Below are 19,969 nucleotides of genomic sequence, written 5' to 3'. Positions count from 1 at the left end.
AAGCAGTGAGAACGGGAATCGGGCTGGATGATGGGGGTGACTCAGGCCTTCAGCTCATGGACTGCTTCCACGATGCCGTCAACGGTGATGTCATTCATTTCGAGGAGTTCCTCGTAGGTTGCGCTTTGACCGAACTGATCCTGGATGCCGATCTGGCGGACGCGCGCGCCACCTTCGCGGGCAACAACCTGCGAAACAGCAGCACCGAGGCCATGCATGATCGTGTGGTCTTCAACCGTGACAATTGCGCCGGTTGCGATGCAGTTCTTGACCTCGTCCTCATCGAGAGGCTTGATCGTGTGCATATCGACGAGGCGCACGGACAGGCCTTCATCTTCAAGCTTTAGTGCTGCCTCAATCGCCAGACGAACCGTGTCGCCGTTTGCAATGATCGCAACGTCAATGCCTTCGTTCAGCACCTTTGCCTTGCCGATCTCGAATTCCTCATCTTCACCGTAGATTGACGGTACTGCGTCACGGGTGAAGCGCAGGAACATCGGGCCTTCCCAATCCGCAGCAGCGCGAACGAGCTTGCGGGTTGAGTTGTAGTCGGCGGGCATCACAACGGTCATGCCCGGCAGGCCACGCATGGCACCCATGTCTTCGATCGCCTGGTGGGAGCCACCATCGTTGCCCGGGGTCAGGCCACCGTGCGAGCACGCGATCTTGACATTGAGCTTCGGGTAGCAAATCGACTGACGAATCTGCTCGCCCATGCGTAGAGAGCCGAAGACGGCATAGGTGACAACGAAGGGAATCTTGCCCGAGGTTGCCAGACCTGCTGCGAGACCTGCACCGTTTTGTTCGGCAATACCGACGTTCACGTGCTGGTTCGGCAGAGCCTTCGAGAATGCTGTGGTCTGACAGGACTTCGCGATGTCACAGTCGACAACGTAAATCTCGGGGCGTTCCTTACCGAGTTCAACGATTTCATCGCCGAACGCGTTACGAGTAGGAGCCTTTTCGTCGTAGTTCACTGACACCTTCATCAATTCAGTCCCTTCTCAAGTTCGGCCATAGCCTGTTCGAACTCCTCCTTGCTCGGTGCCTTGCCGTGCCACATGGCCTGGTCTTCCATGTAGGACACGCCCTTGCCCTTGATCGTCTTCATGACGAGGCCCTTTGGCTTGCCATTCTTGTGCTCACGGAACGTGTCGAATGCCTGTGAGATCGCATCCATGTCGTGACCATCAACCTCGACTACTTCGTATCCGAATGCTTCGAGCTTCTTCACGAAGTCGAGGTTCGGGCTGACCTCGTCGCAGTGGCCGTCGATCTGCAGGTTGTTGTCATCGATGATGACGGTGAAATTATCTAGGTGGTAGGTGTGGGCGCACTGGATTGCTTCCCAGACCTGACCTTCCTGCGTCTCGCCGTCACCAAGGAGGGTGTAGGTCCGGGAATCGCGTCCATCACGCTTCTGCGCAAGAGCCATGCCGACTGCTGCCGAAATGCCCTGACCGAGCGAGCCGGTTGAGATTTCGACACCGGGGCACTTCTTCGAATCCGGGTGTCCCTGGAACGGTGACCCCTTCTTACGCAGTGTGTGGATCGTCTCCATGGGAACGAATCCAGTGATAGCGAGTGCTGAGTAAAGCACGGGAGCAACGTGGCCCTTGGAAAGAACAAAGCGATCTCGGTCTTCCCACTTCGGGTTCTTCGGGTCATAACGCATTTCGCGGAAGTACAGGTTAGCGACAACGTCAGCAGCCGAGAGAGAACCGCCAGGGTGACCGGACTGGGCCTCGTAAACCATCTGAACGGAAGTCTTGCGAAGCTCCTTCGCCCGTTCCTTGAGTTCTTCGGTGGTGATGTTTTGCACCATGATTCTATTCTTTCTTCGGTGAAAGGGAGTGAGACGGGTCGGGTAAAACCGCCGGTTCGACCCGACCCAAAGATGGAGTACTTACGCTGGGATGAACATCAAGCCAGGCAGGTAAGCAACTCCGAGGACGAACAGGATAATGAGGGCGTAGAAGAGCACGAGCTCTCTGGTGACCTTGTTGATACCCACTCGACCGATACCGGCTGAAATGTAGAGCGTCGTTCCGACTGGTGGAGTGTAGAGGCCCATAGCGAGCGTGCAGACCATCAGGATGCCGAGGTGAACTGTTCCCATTCCAATGGCGCTTGCCAGAGGCATCAGAACCGGAGTGAGCAGGAGGATGGCGGGAGCCATATCCAAGAACATGCCGGTAATAATCAGGATGATGATGATGAACAGAACGATCAGCGGGTAGGAATCCGTGGTAGACAGCAACGTGGTTGCGAGCTTCTGCGGGGCTTCCTGAATCGTCAGCAGCCAGGACAGTGCAGCGGAGAACATGATCAGGATCATGACGACTGCGGTCGAAGCGGCGGACTCTGCAATCGAACGAACGAAGGACTTCCAGGTAAGGTCGCGGTACATCGTTGTACGAATCAGGATTGCGTAAACAGCTGCCAGAACTGAAACCTCAGTGACGGTTGCAGTACCGGTGAACAGGAAGATGCGGATCAAGACAACCGGGATCAAGATAGCCGGGGTGGCGATCAGAAGATCGACGGCGAGCTTCTTCGCAGTCAGCTTTGCCTTCACACGCGGATAGTTGTGCTTCCACGCAATGAACCAGCAGCCGAACATCAGGCATACAGCCATCACGATGCCGGGCATGAGGCCTGCGTTAAAGACCGATGCGACAGAGGCGCCAGACGCTGCGGAGAAGAGGATCATCGGGATCGACGGCGGGATGATAACGCCAAGAACCGATGAGGATGCGTTGACGGCTGCAGCGTACTCTGCCGGGTAGCCGAGGCGCTTCGTCCACGGAATCATGACTTTACCAAGGCCGGTAGCGTCAGCCACTGCCGAACCAGAAACACCGGCGAAGACAGCGTTGGTCAGAACAGATGTCATGCCGACACCACCACGGAAACGGCCAACGAGGCGCGTTGCAAGACCGATAACCTGAGCACCGAGCCTGCCGGAGAACAACAGGTCAGCGGTCAAGATAAAGAACGGGATTGCAAGCATTGAGTAGTCGGTTGCACCTGCGAAGGACTGTTGCGACAGTGCTTCCATCGGCAGCGAGCCAATGGCGAACAAGCCTGCAACGGAGCCTGCAATAACCGAGAAGGCAACCGGAACTCCACATAAAAGTAGGGCGATAAAAACGAGGATCGCGATACCAACCTCAAGCATTGGTGGCCTCCTTCTTCACTGAACCGGCCTCGGGTTGCATCTCGATCGAGCGCAGTGCACCGTCACGATGGAAGAACCAGGCTCGAACGAATGCCTGGATTGAAAGTGCAGCGGTCATGACGATGAATGCCGAGAAGCTACCGATCTGGGGCCAGCCCATGATCGGGGTAATCTGAGCGCTCATCGGGCCTGCCATGTAGGCGCCAAGGTAGGTTACGTACGCCATGAGGATGCCAACGAATACCCAGATACAAACCGAGGCATGCTGGAAGGCTTTGCCGGAGAGCTTCTCAAGGAAGAAGTTGACTCCAACGTGGGCCATCTGTGCCTGCGCAACAACGGCGCCAGCGCAGATCAACCAGGGAAGAAAGTAGCTTGGTCCTTCAGACGCCAACTCGATAGACGAATTGAAGACGTATCGCATGACGACCGACAGAGTCACAAGTACCAGCATGATCACTGTCAGAACGACAGCTACCCACGTACCAACCTTCAGGAAGATTGCGTTAATGGGATCTGTTGCTTCCAGTGGCTCGTCGAGGACTGCTTGAGTATCAAGCCTTGCTATGTCCTCTTCGGTAATCACTGTTTTGATCTCGGGTTCAACCGAGTTCGGAGTTTGGGATTCACTCATTGAAAATCACTCCCCTCCTTCTGCGTACTGCGAACGATGAGCGTCAGCAGCTTCGGTGATCGTGGTGTAGAACTCCGGGAACTTTGCCTGCCACTGGACGTAAACAGGCTTCGTTGCGTCTCGGAACGCGGTCTTGTCCGGGTGAGTGACCGTCAGGCTCTGTTCAAACTCAGCGTAGATTTCCTTAGTTTGAGTGGTCATTTCCTGACGCTGAGAATCGCGGGCCTCGTCAGCGGCTTCCTGAATGATCTGTTGCTGTTCAGGGGTCAGTCGTTCCCAACGAGTCGTCGACATGACGAAAGGGTTGGTTTCATACTTGTGACCGGTGACTGCTAGGTAGGGCTGAACCTCATCGAGCTTGGAGCTCTTGATGTTGACAACCGGGTTTTCTTGTCCGTCGACGGCACCCGTACGAAGAGCCAGGTAGAGTTCGCCGAAGGCCATCGGTGTCGGGTTTGCCTTGAGTTCATTGAAGATCGAGATCGTCATCGTGTCATCGGGTGTACGAATCTTCAGACCTTCAACGTCCTCGGGGCTGTTGATCTCGCGCTTTGAGTTCGTCAGATCACGCATGCCGTTATCCCAGAAACCAAGCAGGTGAAAGCCGTGTTCTTCTGCTTGATCAGCCAGGTATCCTTCGATCGATTCATCATCGATAACGGAATAGGCATGCTCGGAGCTCTCGAACAGGAAGGGAAGACCAATCAATGCTGCTTCGGGAACGTAGGTCGCGAACGGTCCCTGAGAGTTGATCGTCATATCGAGTGTGCCGGCGGCAACCGAGACCATCATTTCGGAGTCCGAGCCCACGGTTTCCTGACCGAGAATCTGAATATCGATCGTGTTGTTCGACTTCTCTTCAACCAGCTGTTCGAAAAGAAGTGCGGCGTTTGAGCGCGGATTACCGGGAGCTGCACCGTGACCGAGAATGATACGGATCGCGTCGGTGTGACGAGGTCCGGAACCTCCAGCACAACCGGCAAGTAATGCAGCGACGGCAACAGTGGCAGCGATGCCACTCACCATGTTTCGTCGTTGAAACATATGTCGTCTCCTTTGACGTGCAGATGGGAAAGAATCAACAGATGTACGTGCCACCGTTGATGGAGTGAGTGCAACCGGTGATGTACGCCGAATCTTCACTGGACAGCCAGCAAATCAGGGCGGCGATTTCCCAAGGCTCTGCTTGGCGGCCAAGTGGAACTGCTTCTGCCAGAGCCTTTTCGGTGGCCTCGTCGGTACCGACGCGAATTTCAGTGTTCACTACGCCTGGGGCAACAGCGTTCACGGTGATACCGTACTCGGCGAGTTCGCGTGCCATGCCACGAGTCAGACCGAGAACCCCGGCCTTTGCTGCTGCGTACGAGGTCTTCGAGAACACGCCACCACCGTGCTGAGCGGTCACCGACGATGTGTTAACCACACGTCCGTAGCCGTTCTCGATCATCAGCGGAACCAGTGCCTGTGCCAACAGAAATGAACCGGTGAGGTTGACCGCAAGCACCTTGTTCCAGGTTGCCAGGTCAAGTTCGAGGAAGCCCACAGGCGAAGGAATACCAGCGATGTTCGCAAGAGCACCGACAGGGGGAAGATCAGATGCAACGATGGCGTCCTTCACTCTGGCAACTGACTCGGGGTCCGCAACGTTCACCGTGAATGCTTGCACGACAGCTTCAGGAACAGCAGCCTTTACTGCTTCGGCAACAGCCTTTGCGCCTTGTTCGTTGATGTCAAGCATTGCGACGCCCCAGCCTTCCTTCGCAAAGCGAAGTGCGGTCTGGTAACCGATGCCCTTAAGTGATGATGTTCCGGTAACGACAGCGGTACGCTGCCCAACACCTGTGCCGTAGCTCATGATTTCTCCACCTCTTTGTGATTGTCAGCACCATTGCTGACGTATTGTTAACAGTAGACCGTCAACTATCTACTGTCAATCAGTTTGACGTGGCAATCTAAAAGGTTGATAGCTTCAAAGCAAAGGGCGACACTCCCCATTTTTCAGGAGAGTGTCGCCCTTAAAAAGAATGCGATTGAACTAGTCTTCGTCGACTCGAGACGCTTGTTTTTCCCTGTTCACTGCCCAAACCTCACCCGCATAGCGCATGTGCTCATTCAGAGTCTCGCGTGCCGTTTCGGGATCTCCAGCGCGAAGGGCATCAACAATCGGTTGATGATAAACACCGCTCATCAGCTCAGCGCGTTGTGCAGATGCGTCGGACATGATTGCAACGCGCATCCGATCCTGCAAGTCGTTCCACATCTCCAACAGCACTTCATTGCCGGATTCGTGACACAAAATCTGATGGAAACCAAGGTCTTCATCCAGAACTTCCACGGCACTCTTGCCATCCGCCCCTGCAGGGAGATTCTTTTCAAGGAGATCGGCGACTTCGCTGCCTCTCCCCTGGGTCACGATCGTCGATGCCGCCAGTCCCTCTAGAGCTGCGCGTACAGCAAAGAGCTCACGAAGTTGCTTGGGAGTAAATTGAGCGACGCGCAAACCAATGCGGTCTTCACCTTCGACAAGACCAGACTGCTGGAGCTTACGCAGTGCCTCGCGAACGGTGCCCCGACTCACGTTCAGTTGTTCGGCAAGATCGACCTCACCCAGACGCGAACCAGCTGGCAAGTTGCCCTCAAGGATCTCTGCGCGCAACGTCGTCCACACCTGCTCACGCAGTGTCAGTCGGTTAATCCCCTTCATGGGCATAGCGACGACTCCTCATCTTTGACAGTCGTTAACACTCAACAAATATCACTGTCACATTAACACTTTTCATCAAGGTTAATAAGCACAGAAAGCAAGTGGCGGACCATAGCTTTCGCTACAATCCGCCACTACAAGCCAACCTGCTCAGTATTCGTCGAGCAACTCGTCAAGCTCTTCAAGCTCATCGACACTCAAATCATGCGTCTTAGGGGAGGTATCCTCATCTGAGCCTGCCAGGCTGGGCGCATCATCACCGGGAGCCGACACGTCAGCGTCATTGTCACAACTGCGACGCGACCACGGGGATGCCTCGAGTTCACGTCGAATAGCGTCAAGGACAGCATTGACGAACTGCGGAGCCCCGTCACCAGAAATCGACTTCACAATTGCAATTGCTTCATCGATCGCGATGATGTTCGCAACATCGTCGTTGTCCAGCATTTCCCAAACGCCAACGCGCATAACCGCCAGGTCAACACCGGCGATTCGATCAAGGCCCGCTACGTTCGCGTGTTTTTCGATCAAATCATCGATGCGACGCAGGTTATCAGCGACACCTTCGATTGCTTGAATCGAGTATTCCGGAAGCGGGGTTTCTGCTGCCGTGATCACTTTGCGCTGACGCAAAAGATCGCGCAAGACATCGGGGTTACGCCCCATGCCTCGCTGATCTGCTTCAAAAACGACGTCAGCAGCGCGCTTGCGAGCTTTCGTTCGTGAAGTGAAACGAAATGCCTTGGACATCAGTCGTTGACACGTCCCGAGAAGGAACCATCGCGGGTGTCAACCTTGATGCGAGTGCCTTCTTCCATGTAGAGCGGGACCTGGATCTCGTAGCCGGTTTCAAGCGTTGCGGGCTTGGTACCTGCCGAGGAACGGTCGCCCTGCAGACCGGGTTCAGTGTGCGTGATGGTCAGGACAACAGTAGCCGGGAGCTCAACGAACAGGACAGTGCCATCGTGCTGGGAAACGATGACGGACTGGTTGTCGATCATGAAGTTACGGGCATCGCCGACGATCTCTTCGGGAACGTTGATCTGCTCGTAGGTCTTTTCGTCCATGAAAACATAGTCGGTGCCGTCCTGGTACAGGTACGTCATATCGCGACGGTCAACAGTTGCGGTTTCGATCTTGAGACCAGCGTTGAAGGTCTTGTCGACGATCTTGCCACTCATCACGTTCTTGATCTTGGTGCGCACGAATGCGGGGCCCTTACCCGGCTTGACGTGCTGGAATTCAACGACCTGCCACAGCTGGCCGTCGATGACCATGACTGTGCCGTTCTTCAGATCATTCGTCGTTGCCACAGATATACCTCACTTTGGTTTTTCAAAGAATCAACGCGATTTTACACTGTTCGATAACGGTTCTACTAACCTCATCGACGGTTTTACCGCGTGTATCAACTAACACATTAGCGATCTCTGAGTATTTTTCATGCAGGTTTGCAATCATCAGTCTGAGCATTGCACGTGGTGCACCCAGGCCAACCGAACGCGGTTTATTCAGTCCTTCGCGTCGAGCCACTTCGCTCACGTCGGCATAGAGCTCAACGATTGCGGCTCCCTGATCGTTGAGGCGTTGAAGCCGCCTAGCCACGGCCTCGTTCTCAATTTGCGAGGCACCAACCGTGACGATTGCACCTGCACTACCGAGCGCCCGAAGCGCACATTCTTGTCGTACCTGCTCCACATCGCCTGTGCCTGCAATGATCAGTTGCGCAACACTTTTGCCACTCTGGTGTTCAACAAGGTCGTCAGTTTCAACCAGGCGCATTCCAGTCAGCGAAGCAATGGCGCGGCCAACCGCTGTCTTTCCCGCGCCGGAAACTCCCACAAGGACGAGGCCGGGAACCCCAGATGATTCTCTATCACGGACAGTGCCCGCCACAGAAGTATCAACAAACTCGATTGTCATGCGATCCCCAATCGCGTAGCTACCTGCCTCGCTTCATCAGGCAATATCCGATAGGTCGCCGCATTTCCAATGCCATCAAGCAAAACGAAACGGAGCTGACCCGCACGCACCTTTTTATCTGAGAGCATGACGTCCAGCAATTCATCGAAGGACGTACCGGAATAGGTAACCGGCAAGCCAACTCGCGAGAATGCATTGACATGACGTTCAACGTCGGCATCTGTCAGAAGCCCACGAACAACGCCGAGGTGTGCGGCAAACACGCATCCGACGCTGACCGCTTCACCATGACGCCACGAAAAGTTCTCGCACTTTTCAATCGCATGAGCCAGCGTGTGCCCATAGTTGAGGATTTCGCGCAATCCCGATTCTTTCAGGTCAGCTGAAACAACATCCGCTTTCACTACGATAGCGCGTTCGATCAGCTCCCGAATCTGGTTGGAGCGCGAATCGCTCAGGAGGTTCGTGTCGGTTCCTTCGATAATGCGAAGAATTTCCGTATCGCGAATGAATCCACATTTCACAACTTCGCCGAGACCGGCTACGAAGTCTTTTTCCGGCAACGAGGACAGATAATCGAGGTCCACGATCACGCGCAACGGCGGGTGGAAGCAGCCAATCAGATTCTTGCCCGCTGATGAGTTGATACCCGTCTTCCCACCGACTGCAGCATCCACCATGGCCAGCAAGGTCGTCGGAATGTTGATCAAACCGATCCCACGTAGCCACGTTGCTGCAACAAACCCCGCCATATCAGTTGTTGCACCGCCACCAATGGCAATCACTGCATCTGCTCGGCCGAGCTTCATGCGCCCAGCTTCATCCCAGAGACGTGCAACGACGTCGAGGCTCTTGCCCGCCTCACCATCGGGGTGCGTAGCGATACCCACCTCAAAGCCCATCGTTTCAAGACCGTTTGCAATCTCGCGTGCTTTGGTCTCAAGAGGCTGGGCGTGGACAATCAATACCTTCGAAGCATCAGATCGCAACGCTCCTGCAATCGCGCTGACTGGAATCGAGTGACCAACACACACGTCGTAGGGAGCATCTCCCCCAACGTGAATCCGTTTCCATCCAAGATCCACCAAATCCACCACGCGATCGGCAACCTCTGAAGCAGGCCCATCGTCAGACTCAAGCCGAATCGTCTCTACTGCCTCATAGAGTGGCAAACGTTCGCGACGCAGTTGGCGGAGCATCCCATCAGGATCTTCACGAAGCAAAGGGCGGTGAGCCTTCTTCGTCACCCGACGCACTAACTCATCATGTTCTACATGAATATGGACGACACAAACATCACGCAGGACATCGCGAACCTCTTCAGATGTCACAGCACCACCGCCTAACGAGATCACCCCGCCCATCTGCACAGCCTGATGCACCGCGCGAATCTCACGCTGACGAAAACCCTGCTCAGCCTCGTCCATAAAAATCTGCGAAATCGACTTACCCGCGCTCTTTTCGATGAGGTCATCAGTATCCACGTGGGAAACCCCAAGCTGGGCGGCAACAAGGCGCCCAACCTTCGACTTACCCGCACCGGGCAATCCAACAAAAACAAGCGGAAGATGCAGTCGAATCGATGAAGGTGAAGAGACACTCATGCGCGCTCCTGAATTGACGCGATATATGCGCCAAGATTGCGACGCATTTCCTCTACCGACATTCCTCCGGCGTGACCATCGAGAACATCGGCCAGCACAAGCGCGAGCTCAGCTTGCGCAATGACAGCACCGGGAACAACCTGACAGGTATCAGAACGCTGATGCAAGCCGACGGATTCTTCACCCGTCGCAAGATCCACGCTACGAAGAGCACGCGGAACCGTAGAAATCGGCTTGAACGCAGCACGAGCAACAATCGGCTGACCATTCGAGGTGCCACCTTCGATACCACCGGCACGATTTGACGTACGACGCAGATGCCCGTCGTCGCCCTTCACGATCTCATCGTGAGCAACACTGCCCCGCAACGCCGCCTGAGCAAAACCATCACCGATCTCCACACCTTTGACAGACTGGATCGACATCAGCGCAGCCGCAACCTTCGTATCCAAACGACGCTGGGCATTCACGTGTGTTCCCAAACCAATGGGCACGTTCCACGCAATCACTTCGACGACACCGCCGACGGTGTCCCCGGCTCTCTTTGTTTCGTCGACGACATCAACGAAACGCTGGTCAAGCTCGGTATCAAGGGTACGCATGCGAGATTCGTTCAGAGCACCCTCATCATCCGGAGTCGGAAGATGAGGATCAGTTGCGATCTGCGTTCCCACCTGCACAACATGGCTGACCAGACGAATACCGGCCACCTGGTCCAAAATCGCCTCGGCAACGCAACCGAGCGCCACACGAGCTGCGGTCTCACGCGCGCTCGCACGCTCCAGAATTGGTCTGGCATCATCACAACCGTACGACAGCATTCCCGGAAGATCCGCATGACCTGGACGCGGGCGGGTCAGCTTCTTGTTCCGCGCAATTTCACGTTCGTCGCCAGTACCGGCATCAATCAGCAGAAGATCTGGGGCAACTGGATCGGAGCTCATCACAACTTCCCATTTGGGCCATTCTGAGTTCGCAATCTCAATCGCAATCGGAGCACCCGTCGACATACCATGACGGACACCGCCGACGATACGCACGACGTCCTTCTCAAAAGACTGGCGTGCCCCACGCCCATAGCCAAGACGACGACGGGCTAGAGCCCGCACAAAATCGTCGGATTCGATACGAAGACCGGCTGGAACACCATCAATGACAGCGATCAAAGCCGGACCGTGTGATTCACCTGCGGTAAGCCATCTGAGCATGGCTCCAGTCTTTCACACGTGACCGTGCAAGGCCGTGGCGTATCACATGCGAACAGGGAAACCGGCCTGATCCACGGCCGTTTTCACGTCGCGAATCGCTACTTCACCGAAGTGGAACACGGACGCCGCCAAAATCGCGTCGCTTCCCGCGCGAGCAGCCTCAACGAAATGCTCAACCGTTCCGGCGCCACCCGAAGCAATAATCGGCACGTGCACGCGTTCTTTCACAAGATTCAGTAGTTCGATATCGAAGCCCTGCTTCACCCCATCTGCATCCATTGAGTTCAGCAGAATTTCACCCACACCACGGCGCTCGGCATCCATCGCCCATTCGAACGCATCAATACCGGTCGAGTGCTTTCCACCGTGAGTGGTCACTTCAAAGCCCGAAGGTGTTTCAACGCCGGGAGGGCAACGCCGAGCATCAACAGACAGAACCAGAACCTGATTACCGAAACGATCCGCAACCTCGGAAATCACGTCAGGGTTGCCGATCGCAGCGGTGTTCATTCCAACTTTGTCAGCGCCCGCTTTGAGTAGGGTCGCCACGTCTTCGCCAGTCCGAACTCCACCGCCAACGGTCAAAGGAACGAACACCTGTTCCGCCGTGGCCGACACGACATCAAGCATCGTGCCACGGTTCTCAGTCGATGCACTCACATCAAGGAAAGTTATTTCGTCAGCCCCTTCAGCCCCGTAGCGCTTAGCCAACTCAACAGGGTCCCCAGCATCGCGCAGATTCTGGAAATTCACGCCCTTCACGACGCGCCCAGCATTCACATCAAGGCAGGGGATAATTCTCAGTGCGACACTCATGTTTATCCTTCTTCGTCGAGGTCTCTTCACTACCTGAGGGCAGTCCTGCCTTGTGCATGCACAGCATGTGTGGGCGAACTACTGGCTGACTGGCTGTCACTTACGTTAGCGGTTCGGACTGTATTTCGCTCCGCATACTCTTCGGCGGTGCTGTGGGCGTTGGAAGAAGACTCAGGTTAATCTGACGGAGCTACGCCCGTCTGCTCGGCTGAAGCACCCGACTGAGACGCATTATCGGATGCTGGTTCAGTGCCCAGAATATCGATGACGATGCACACAGTGTCGTCACCGTTCGCCAGATCGGGCGGAATAGAAATCGCCAGTCGCGATCCCACTCGTTGATCAACAAGAGTCTGCTTCAAGCCGGTCATCGCGGTGAGCATTGAGACGACCTCTGGCTTGCCCGTCCGCCATGTCGATGCTCGAACAACGCCGTCGTTCCATCCCACTGCGGCGTACTGAACCACAATCTGATCGTTCGATGTGACCTGCTGTCCTTCACCTTTGATCAGAATCTGGGTTGTCACGTCCGTGGGCACGTCGCTTCCATGTTCGATAACAGGACCTTCGTCGGTCATTGTCACAGACAGGACCCCGGAAGATTCACCGGTGTCTTCACTACCGTTCGCGATCGAATACAAAATATCAATCACGAAAAGCTCAGTGTCCTGATCTGTCGGCTTCGCTAACTTGCTCTGAGACGAAGCCAACGGATGGGCGACAAGGACTCGTGATCCTTCGTGAAGTCCAACGACAATGTCAAGAAGAGCATCGTTCAAGGTTGCTTGGTCTGCGGATCCGACAACGAGGTCGGGTCGCCCATCCGCAGACAGATTCTCGCCTGTTTTACCGTCGAACGAGGTGATAGCCAGCAGAATCGGTGAATCCTTCGTGATTTGCCGCCCAGTTCCGATCTCAAGAACCTTGGCTTTTGCGGCATTCACCGTCACTGGCTGTCCCATGGTCACAACAGGGATCGCGCCAATACGACCCGAGACTGACACGGAGTCAAGGGGGCCTCTGATGCCCTGCACCTTCGATGAGCCCGAGCCGTTGTGGGTCGCGTGCACTACGGCGATGATTGCGGCGCCAGCAACCACGACGGTGGCAAGCAACGCAATGGTCAGATTGCGCAGACCATGCCTATGCGAGGGTGTGAAAAGATCAATCATGCTCATGCGGGAAGCACCGGTGAGCAGGAAGCGATCTTTCCAATGAGCTCATCCACGCGTGGATCTTCATTGGCCAGAGGATCCTGCAGTGAAAGCGGGGAAGACGATAAGTCGTCAACGCGCACGTGAACCCAGTCAGCACTCAGGTCAACGCGCGCATCTTCGGCAGCGCCGATGATGCGGCCTCGTAGATGAGCGCGGGTGGTCGCAGGCGGAGTATTCACGGCCGCCTGCACACTTTCGCGCTTCGTTAGTCGTTTCACGAGGCCAGACGCCTCCATACGGTCAAGCAGGGAGCTGCCGGTAATATCGTGGTAGCTCAAATCCAAACGAGCCACACGCGGATCGGCAAGGTTCGTCCCTGCCTTTGAAACGTAGGATGAGAAGAGCTTAGCTTTGATAGCGATATCGAGTTCGGTGTCGACCGGAGACCAATCGCCGGATTCGATCGCGTTCAAACCCCGTTCCCAGAGATCAAGAACATAGCGATGTGTATCGTCAAGCTCTGCAGCATCGATTGTGCCCAAGATACGTTCGCGAATCTCACGCTGGATTTGGACGGGAGTCCAGCGACGACCATCGGCAAGCTCGACTTCAGTTCGACCGGTCAAATCAATGGAAATCTCGCGGATGGACCGCATGGGGTCAGCCATCGTCAGGTCTTCGATATGCAAGCCGTCTTCAACTGCTTGAAGGAGAAACTCGGTGGCCCCCACCTTGAGCGCAGTCGTTGGCTCAGCAACGTTCGTATCGCCTACGATCACGTGCATGCGACGGTACGAACCGGAATCTGCTAGCGGTTCGTCACGGGTGTTGATGATCGGGCGTGAACGCGTTGTTGCGGATGAAACGGCATCCCACATCTGCTCAGCGCGCTGGGAGAAAGCGAGTGTTGCACCGGAGGCATTACGTCGAATCAGACCGTTGCCCACCAGAATCTGGCGAGTGATAAAGAATGAAACCAGGGCATCTGCGACCTGACGGAAATCACGACGACGGTGCAGGAGGTAGTTTTCGTGGCAACCGCACGAGTTTCCTTGCGAGTCGACGTTGTTGCGGAACAGGTGGAGGCGCTCAGCGCTCCCCTCTTTTTCAAGCGAGCGATCAGCATCTGCTGCCAGCATCGCGAGCATCAGTGAGCCTGCACGATCCTGGTTCAACAGGTCTTCTAGGCGATCGCATTCAGCGGTCGCATATTCGGGGTGCGAGCCAACATCAAGGTAGAGCCTGCCACCGTTGCGTAAGAAGAGATTCGATGATCGTCCCCGATGGAGCAACGGTTCAAAGAGCTTGCGTGCAGCCATGTCGGCGTCCATTGCCAGAACCCCGGGCGGTGCGGCGCTCATCAGGCCATATTCAGTTTCGATGCCGACTACGCGACGCCTCACTTCACTGGCCACCCTTCTGGACGAAGCCCTGAACGAACGCTTCTGCATTCGTTTCAAGCACGGAGTCGATTTCGTCGAGCAGATCGTCAATCGACTGAGTCTGTGCGTGAACCTGGCCAGCGGCCTCGGTATCGCCGAAATCGTCGTTGTCCCCCGAAGGAGCGAACAGTTGACGGATATCCATTCGTTTCTCCTAAACCTGTGTTGCTTTACTATGTGAAATTATTCCACTGGTGAGGATCATTCCACGGGGCTACGTGTTTGCGCAGTATCCGGAATCGGATAGCGGACAAGATTCCCCTGTCCCGGATCAATGACGAGGGACGTCCACGAGGCTTTCACCAAGTCTGGTCGTGACGCCACAGCCTGACCGCGGGCAAACGCGCGGGTCGTTGTCGGGGCTTGAGAGGCTGCATCCTCAACCTGTTGGTCGCTAAAGAGTCTCTTGATGCGTCCGGCTTTACCCAGCTTCAAAGCAAGCGAGTGCTCCGGGCGAAGATCGGCCCACTGCAAGTCCATCGCCGTCAAACGGGGGTCGTTCCACTCAACTCCCAGACGATCCTTTTGACGACCCAACAGCTGATACTTGCCAATCCATTCAACTTCAGTGGAAACAGAGAACATGTCAGCGCGCATACGATCAAGGACGTCCTGCCAGAGGGTCAGAATCGCTTGGTCTTCACCTTCGGGGCTGATACCCATTCGGTCAAAGGTTGCAAGAATGAGGTCCACATACACCTGAAGCAATTCAGGTCCCGTGTATGCGCGTCCACCGGCCGTGTTCATCTTGTAATCAAGATTCGGGTGGTGGCTGAGGTTCCATGTTTCCTGCACGGCGTCATCGAGCGCGAGGGCTTCCCACTCCAGCCCAATCCCCTGCTCGATTGCCCACAACACCAGCGATGTCGCGCCAAGCTTCAGCAAGATTGACACATCGAACATATTGCCGTCACCACCGATGACGTGCAGACGCCGGTAGTGTGCCGGATTCGCGTGCGGTTCGTCGCGCGTATTAATGATCGGGCGATTAAAGGTGGTTTCCAAGCCCACTTCGTTTTCGACGAAGTCAGCTCGCTGAGAGATCTGGAACCCTGGAACTTGAGATTTCTGTCCCAGACCCACGCGTCCAGCACCGCACATGACCGGTCGAGAAACAAAAAACGGAGTCAGTCCACGAACCACATCGTCGAAGTCAACACTGCGGGGGATCTGGTAGTTCTCGTGAGTTCCGTAGGCGGCGCCTTTACCGTCCGTATTGTTCTTCACTAGGACGATAGGACCGTCTTCGCTCTTGAGCGATTCTTCAATAATCCGGCGTGCGATCACCTCGCCGGCACGATCATAGAGCGTGGCTTCAAGGGCACCCAACGCTTCTGGAGCGGAATACTCCGGATGAGCGTGGTCGACATACAGGCGTGCACCATTCGTCAAAACCGCGGTGGTCTGTGCAGGCAAAGCCATTTCTTCTGGAGTTGGGCGTTCAATCTGCTCACTGCCACCCGACGGCGCCAAGTGATATGGATCGTCCGTCAGCAACGAGGGGTCGGCGGCCGCACGTGACAAGCGGATACCGCGCATATCGTTGAGCGGGTCCTCAGCCCGATAGTCCCAGCGAACGGGTGCAGCGCCCTGTGCCGGCGTCCCATCGCGAGAAATCTCAGCGTAGAGACGAACCGCCTGCGACGAAAGTGCAATGGGGTTCGCCCATGCATCACCTGGGCGATAGACGCCGTACTCGGTTTCGGTTCCAATCACGTGGGTCATCTCAGGCCTCCAAGGCAACGATTGATGCGATTTCTTCACGCAGGCCAATGGTGCGGGCCCAGTCGTCGGGAGACGAAGAGACTGCGAGTTCAATAGACTCGCCCATTTCTTCTTTAACACCGGCAAGCAGGTGCTTCGCCGACAGGCCATATCCCCCGCCTGTGAGCGATTCTTTGATCGCATGTTTCTTTGCGCGCTCAACGATTCCGGCGATCATGGCACCAGAGACGATATCCCCAAGGTGAATGCGCTTCGTGCGTCCAGATGCCAGCACGACATCAAAGAGCGCAGTCGTTTCATCTTCGCGAAACAAGACGTCAAGTGCCTGATCGACCATGTTTCCGAGTGCCTGGCCGAGGGTCATGCCGACGCCGATTTCATCATCACGAAGTGGCACGTCAGTGTTCAAGTGTTTCAAGAAGATGTCGCGGGCACCTGTGCGATCGGGCCGATCCACGCGAATGCGCACATCCAGTCGGCCGGGGCGAAGGACGGCAGGATCGATCATGTCAGCACGGTTCGAGGCGCCGATGATGATGACGTTATCCAGGGTCTCGACACCGTCCATTTCCGCAAGAAGCTGGGGAACGATCATCGTTTCTACGTCCGATGAGATCCCGGTTCCACGCGTCCTGAACAGGGCTTCCATTTCGTCAAAGAAAATGACGACAGGGATATTGCCAGCAGCAAGTGAACGTGCTCGCGCGAAGATCGCGCGAATGTGTCGCTCAGTTTCACCAACAAACTTGTTCAGAAGCTCCGGCCCCTTGATTGACAAGAAGTAGGTTTTCACACCACTTGTCCGACCCGACAGGGAATTTGCGACTGCCTTTGCAATAAGCGTCTTACCTGATCCGGGTGGACCGTAGAGCAGGATGCCCTTGGGCGGACGCAAACCATACTCGCGGTAGAGCTCGGGATGACTAAAAGGAAGCTCAATTGCGTCGCGGACCTGACGAATCTGCGCATCCAAACCGCCGATATCGTCGTATGTCGTATCGGGAGTTTCGGGGGCGAGAAGCTGCTCGACATCGGATCGCACAATCTTTTCCAACGCGATTCCGCTACGTAGATCCACCATCAATGCGTCGCCGAGACGCAGATTGCCGTGACGTAGAGGGCCTGCCAACATCAGCAGATGCTCCTGGCCAGCTTCGCCTGCAACCAGCACGCGGTCATCACCCACCAACTCAAGAATCGAGGCAATTGAACCGGACCTCGAAAATCCATCAGCGGCAACGACGACCATCTTGTCGTCGACGCGCACCCACTGACCATACGACAGCGAGTAAAGATCAAGGTCAGGTGCAACAGCGAGGCGCATACGACGACCGTTCACGATCGCTTCAATCTGACGCGAAGGCACATCCGCGGATACAAACACGGCCATCGTTAGTGGCGGACGATTCACTTCAAGGAGCTGAGACTGCACCTTCACCAACTGTCCGCGAACCTGGGACAGCGCCTGGGCAAGGCGCTCATTCTTCGCTTCCAGAGAGACAACAAGGCGTTGCATCTCTTCGATGCGAGTTGCGTAGAAGTCATCACTCATCAGTGCTGATCCTTCCCTCAACCCACTGGTCAGCCTGACGCGTCACATCACGACGAACCTTGCGTAACTTCTTTTCAGATGCCGTTCGAAGGCCAACGTTTTGTTCATTCCACTCATCAACATCATCCCACTGGCCACCCAGACCTTCAGACGACTTCGCGGGACGAACCGACCTTTCTTGTGGGTTAATTCCCGGAGCAAGACGGCGCGTAACCAACAGGAAACCAGTGTGAGCAACCATGCGGTGCTCGGGACGGACAGCCAAACCATCAACGTGCCATTCACGACGCATGTCTTCCCAGGTGATCGGATCCGTGAAGTTCTCGCTTGCACGCAAGTCTTCAATAAGACGCGACAGCTGCGTAACCGTCGCGACATAGCAGACCAGCACGCCACCGGGGATCAGAGCGTGTGAAACAGCATCAATGTTTTCCCAAGGCGCCAGCATGTCCAGGACTACGCGGTCAACACTGGCCTGGTCCATCGCTTCCAATTCGGTAGCTAAGTCGCCGACGCGCAAATCCCACGCAGGATGTGGCGCACCAAACCAGAGTTCGACATTTCCTCGTGCTATATCGGCAAACTCTTCGCGACGCTCAACTGAGATCAGACGCCCAGTCGGACCAACCGCGTTCAACAACGCCATCGACAAGGCGCCAGACCCCGCACCAGCTTCAACGACAACTGCGCCGGGGAAAATATCGCCCATGTGCGTAATGACACCGGCATCCTTGGGATACACAACCGCTGCACCTCGTGGCATCGACATCACGTAGTCGACCATCAACGGGCGCATAATCTGGAACTGGCGACCTTCTTCAGTCGTAATGACCTGCCCATCGGGTTTGCCGATGAGGTCATCATGGAAGAACTCGCCACGGTTCGACTGAAACTTTCCGCCGTGCGTCAAAATCACTTGGTGGAATCGCCCCTTTGGATCGCGAACCTGAACGCGATCGCCTTCTTCCAAGAGACCACGCCGATTCTGCTGACCAAGCGGCGCGTAGTTATCGGTTGTATCTGGCTGTGTATTCATCCCAGAAAGTCTATCGCGGCTATCCACAGCTCCCACTGTGAGATCTGCTGGTGAACGCGTTTCACGTTACCGTTGTCCTATGACTGCCACTACCGAGTCGAACCCACGTATTTCAGGTTCTTTCGACCCCGCTCTCTCACCTTCGCGAGCCAAGGAATACTTGAAATGCCCGTTGCAGTACCGCCTGCATGTGGTCGATCGCATCAAAGAACCTCCCACGCCTGCAACCGTTGCCGGCACGCTGGTCCATTCGGTATTGGAGAAGCTTTTCGATGTAGCTCAAGCGGACCGAAATGAAGAGACGGCAATGGGACTCTTCGACCAAGAGTGGGTTGCAACAAGAGAGTCTTCAGATGATGTTGTTGCGATGTTCGACGACGAGGCCGCGCTCGATCAATGGATCGACAAGAGCCGTGATCTTGTGCGCGGTTATTTCACGCTCGAAAATCCGCAGCGCCTAGAACCAGCTGCGCGCGAGAAGCGCGTGGACGCTTACACTCACGACGGCGTGCGTCTGCGTGGCATCATCGATCGCATTGACCGTAACCCTTCTGGGGAATTGCGTGTGGTCGACTATAAAACGGGTAAGGCGCCTTCGCCCCGTTTCCCAGACGAGGCCCTGTTCCAGATGCGCTTCTACGCCCTGCTGTTGAAACTCACCGATCGGATGCCGTTGCGCACCCAGTTGGTCTACATCAAAGCGGGTCAGACCCTGACATTTGATCCGACGGTCGATGACATTGAACGCTTCGAAGACGAAGTGTCAGGTATTTGGGATCGGATTGAGCGTGATGCGAAGCGTGGGGAATTCGCTCCTCGAAAAAATCCCCTATGCAACTGGTGCGGTGTGCGCGCCCACTGTCCTCTCTTTGACGGGGTGCTTCCCGATGCGCCAGCAGACGGCATTAAGCGCCTGCTGCAAACGCGGGTCCCTGCTTCAATGCAGGAACCCGCGTAGACCCCTACTGGGCGAAAGAACTGGGGCGA

The 19,969-nt window shown here is 55.7% G+C and carries 20 protein-coding genes; 1 reads left to right on the top strand and 19 read right to left on the bottom strand.

Going from position 1 to position 19,969, the window contains the following annotated elements; all coding sequences use genetic code 11:
* Positions 1-41: 41 nt before the first annotated feature.
* From AC5RE1_RS08940 to AC5RE1_RS08850, 19 genes are all read right to left on the bottom strand, one after another.
* A complete protein-coding gene (locus AC5RE1_RS08940) occupies positions 42-989 on the bottom strand; it encodes a transketolase C-terminal domain-containing protein (RefSeq protein ID WP_179370373.1) in 948 nt (315 codons plus the stop codon).
* Complete coding sequence (locus tag AC5RE1_RS08935) at positions 989-1,825, bottom strand: transketolase (RefSeq protein ID WP_218840508.1); 837 nt, start codon at positions 1,823-1,825, stop codon at positions 989-991. The genes AC5RE1_RS08940 and AC5RE1_RS08935 overlap by 1 nt, the downstream gene beginning before the upstream one ends.
* Before the next feature lie 81 nt (positions 1,826-1,906).
* Positions 1,907-3,181 (bottom strand): TRAP transporter large permease subunit, encoded by a 1,275-nt coding sequence (locus tag AC5RE1_RS08930; RefSeq protein WP_179370374.1) that lies wholly within the window; start codon positions 3,179-3,181, stop codon positions 1,907-1,909.
* A complete protein-coding gene (locus AC5RE1_RS08925; RefSeq protein ID WP_179370375.1) occupies positions 3,174-3,815 on the bottom strand; it encodes a TRAP transporter small permease subunit in 642 nt (213 codons plus the stop codon). The genes AC5RE1_RS08930 and AC5RE1_RS08925 overlap by 8 nt, the downstream gene beginning before the upstream one ends.
* A gap of 6 nt (positions 3,816-3,821) precedes the next feature.
* Entirely contained in the window at positions 3,822-4,859 is a 1,038-nt protein-coding gene (locus AC5RE1_RS08920) for a TRAP transporter substrate-binding protein (protein ID WP_179370376.1), read from the bottom strand.
* Between the two features lie 34 nt (positions 4,860-4,893).
* Positions 4,894-5,670 (bottom strand): SDR family oxidoreductase, encoded by a 777-nt coding sequence (locus AC5RE1_RS08915; protein ID WP_179370377.1) that lies wholly within the window; start codon positions 5,668-5,670, stop codon positions 4,894-4,896.
* 180 nt (positions 5,671-5,850) lie between these two features.
* Positions 5,851-6,525, bottom strand: coding sequence for a GntR family transcriptional regulator (locus tag AC5RE1_RS08910; protein WP_179370378.1), 675 nt, complete (start codon positions 6,523-6,525; stop codon positions 5,851-5,853).
* A 144-nt stretch (positions 6,526-6,669) separates the two neighbouring features.
* Positions 6,670-7,269 carry a transcription antitermination factor NusB gene (gene nusB, locus AC5RE1_RS08905; protein ID WP_006680990.1) on the bottom strand — a complete coding sequence of 200 codons (600 nt, stop codon included), beginning with the start codon at positions 7,267-7,269 and terminating at the stop codon, positions 6,670-6,672.
* The gene (efp, locus tag AC5RE1_RS08900; RefSeq protein ID WP_006680989.1) at positions 7,269-7,832 is read right to left on the bottom strand and encodes an elongation factor P; all 564 of its coding nucleotides are present in this window, start codon (positions 7,830-7,832) and stop codon (positions 7,269-7,271) included. Before efp ends, nusB begins: the two co-directional genes overlap by 1 nt.
* Positions 7,833-7,854: 22 nt before the next feature.
* Positions 7,855-8,442, bottom strand: coding sequence for a shikimate kinase (locus tag AC5RE1_RS08895; RefSeq protein ID WP_179370379.1), 588 nt, complete (start codon positions 8,440-8,442; stop codon positions 7,855-7,857).
* Positions 8,439-10,046, bottom strand: a complete 1,608-nt coding sequence (aroB, locus tag AC5RE1_RS08890; protein ID WP_179370380.1) for a 3-dehydroquinate synthase — start codon at positions 10,044-10,046, stop codon at positions 8,439-8,441. The genes AC5RE1_RS08895 and aroB overlap by 4 nt, the downstream gene beginning before the upstream one ends.
* Positions 10,043-11,254, bottom strand: a complete 1,212-nt coding sequence (aroC, locus tag AC5RE1_RS08885) for a chorismate synthase (protein ID WP_179370381.1) — start codon at positions 11,252-11,254, stop codon at positions 10,043-10,045. Before aroC ends, aroB begins: the two co-directional genes overlap by 4 nt.
* Positions 11,255-11,296: 42 nt before the next feature.
* The gene (hisF, locus tag AC5RE1_RS08880) at positions 11,297-12,070 is read right to left on the bottom strand and encodes an imidazole glycerol phosphate synthase subunit HisF (protein ID WP_493938706.1); all 774 of its coding nucleotides are present in this window, start codon (positions 12,068-12,070) and stop codon (positions 11,297-11,299) included.
* A gap of 176 nt (positions 12,071-12,246) precedes the next feature.
* Positions 12,247-13,248: a peptidylprolyl isomerase gene (locus AC5RE1_RS08875; protein WP_179370383.1), complete on the bottom strand. Its 1,002-nt coding sequence runs from the start codon at positions 13,246-13,248 to the stop codon at positions 12,247-12,249.
* On the bottom strand, positions 13,245-14,630 hold the full coding sequence (gene pafA, locus AC5RE1_RS08870) for a Pup--protein ligase (RefSeq protein ID WP_179370384.1): 1,386 nt from the start codon (positions 14,628-14,630) through the stop codon (positions 13,245-13,247). Before pafA ends, AC5RE1_RS08875 begins: the two co-directional genes overlap by 4 nt.
* Position 14,631: 1 nt before the next feature.
* The gene (locus tag AC5RE1_RS08865) at positions 14,632-14,814 is read right to left on the bottom strand and encodes a ubiquitin-like protein Pup (protein WP_006680982.1); all 183 of its coding nucleotides are present in this window, start codon (positions 14,812-14,814) and stop codon (positions 14,632-14,634) included.
* A gap of 56 nt (positions 14,815-14,870) precedes the next feature.
* Entirely contained in the window at positions 14,871-16,394 is a 1,524-nt protein-coding gene (dop, locus tag AC5RE1_RS08860) for a depupylase/deamidase Dop (RefSeq protein ID WP_179370385.1), read from the bottom strand.
* Position 16,395: 1 nt separating this feature from the next.
* Positions 16,396-17,946: a proteasome ATPase gene (gene arc / locus AC5RE1_RS08855; protein ID WP_179370386.1), complete on the bottom strand. Its 1,551-nt coding sequence runs from the start codon at positions 17,944-17,946 to the stop codon at positions 16,396-16,398.
* Complete coding sequence (locus tag AC5RE1_RS08850) at positions 17,939-18,982, bottom strand: tRNA (adenine-N1)-methyltransferase (protein WP_179370387.1); 1,044 nt, start codon at positions 18,980-18,982, stop codon at positions 17,939-17,941. The genes arc and AC5RE1_RS08850 overlap by 8 nt, the downstream gene beginning before the upstream one ends.
* A gap of 79 nt (positions 18,983-19,061) precedes the next feature.
* On the opposite strand from AC5RE1_RS08850, the gene AC5RE1_RS08845 reads away from it, so the two are divergent.
* Positions 19,062-19,940: a PD-(D/E)XK nuclease family protein gene (locus AC5RE1_RS08845; protein WP_179370388.1), complete on the top strand. Its 879-nt coding sequence runs from the start codon at positions 19,062-19,064 to the stop codon at positions 19,938-19,940.
* The last annotated feature ends 29 nt before the right edge of the window (positions 19,941-19,969 follow it).

Source organism: Actinotignum sp. usb-actsch-rep-73 (assembly GCF_059082735.1).
The sequence above is the reverse complement of the archived record's forward strand: the minus strand, read 5'-3'. Positions and strand labels throughout refer to the sequence as shown.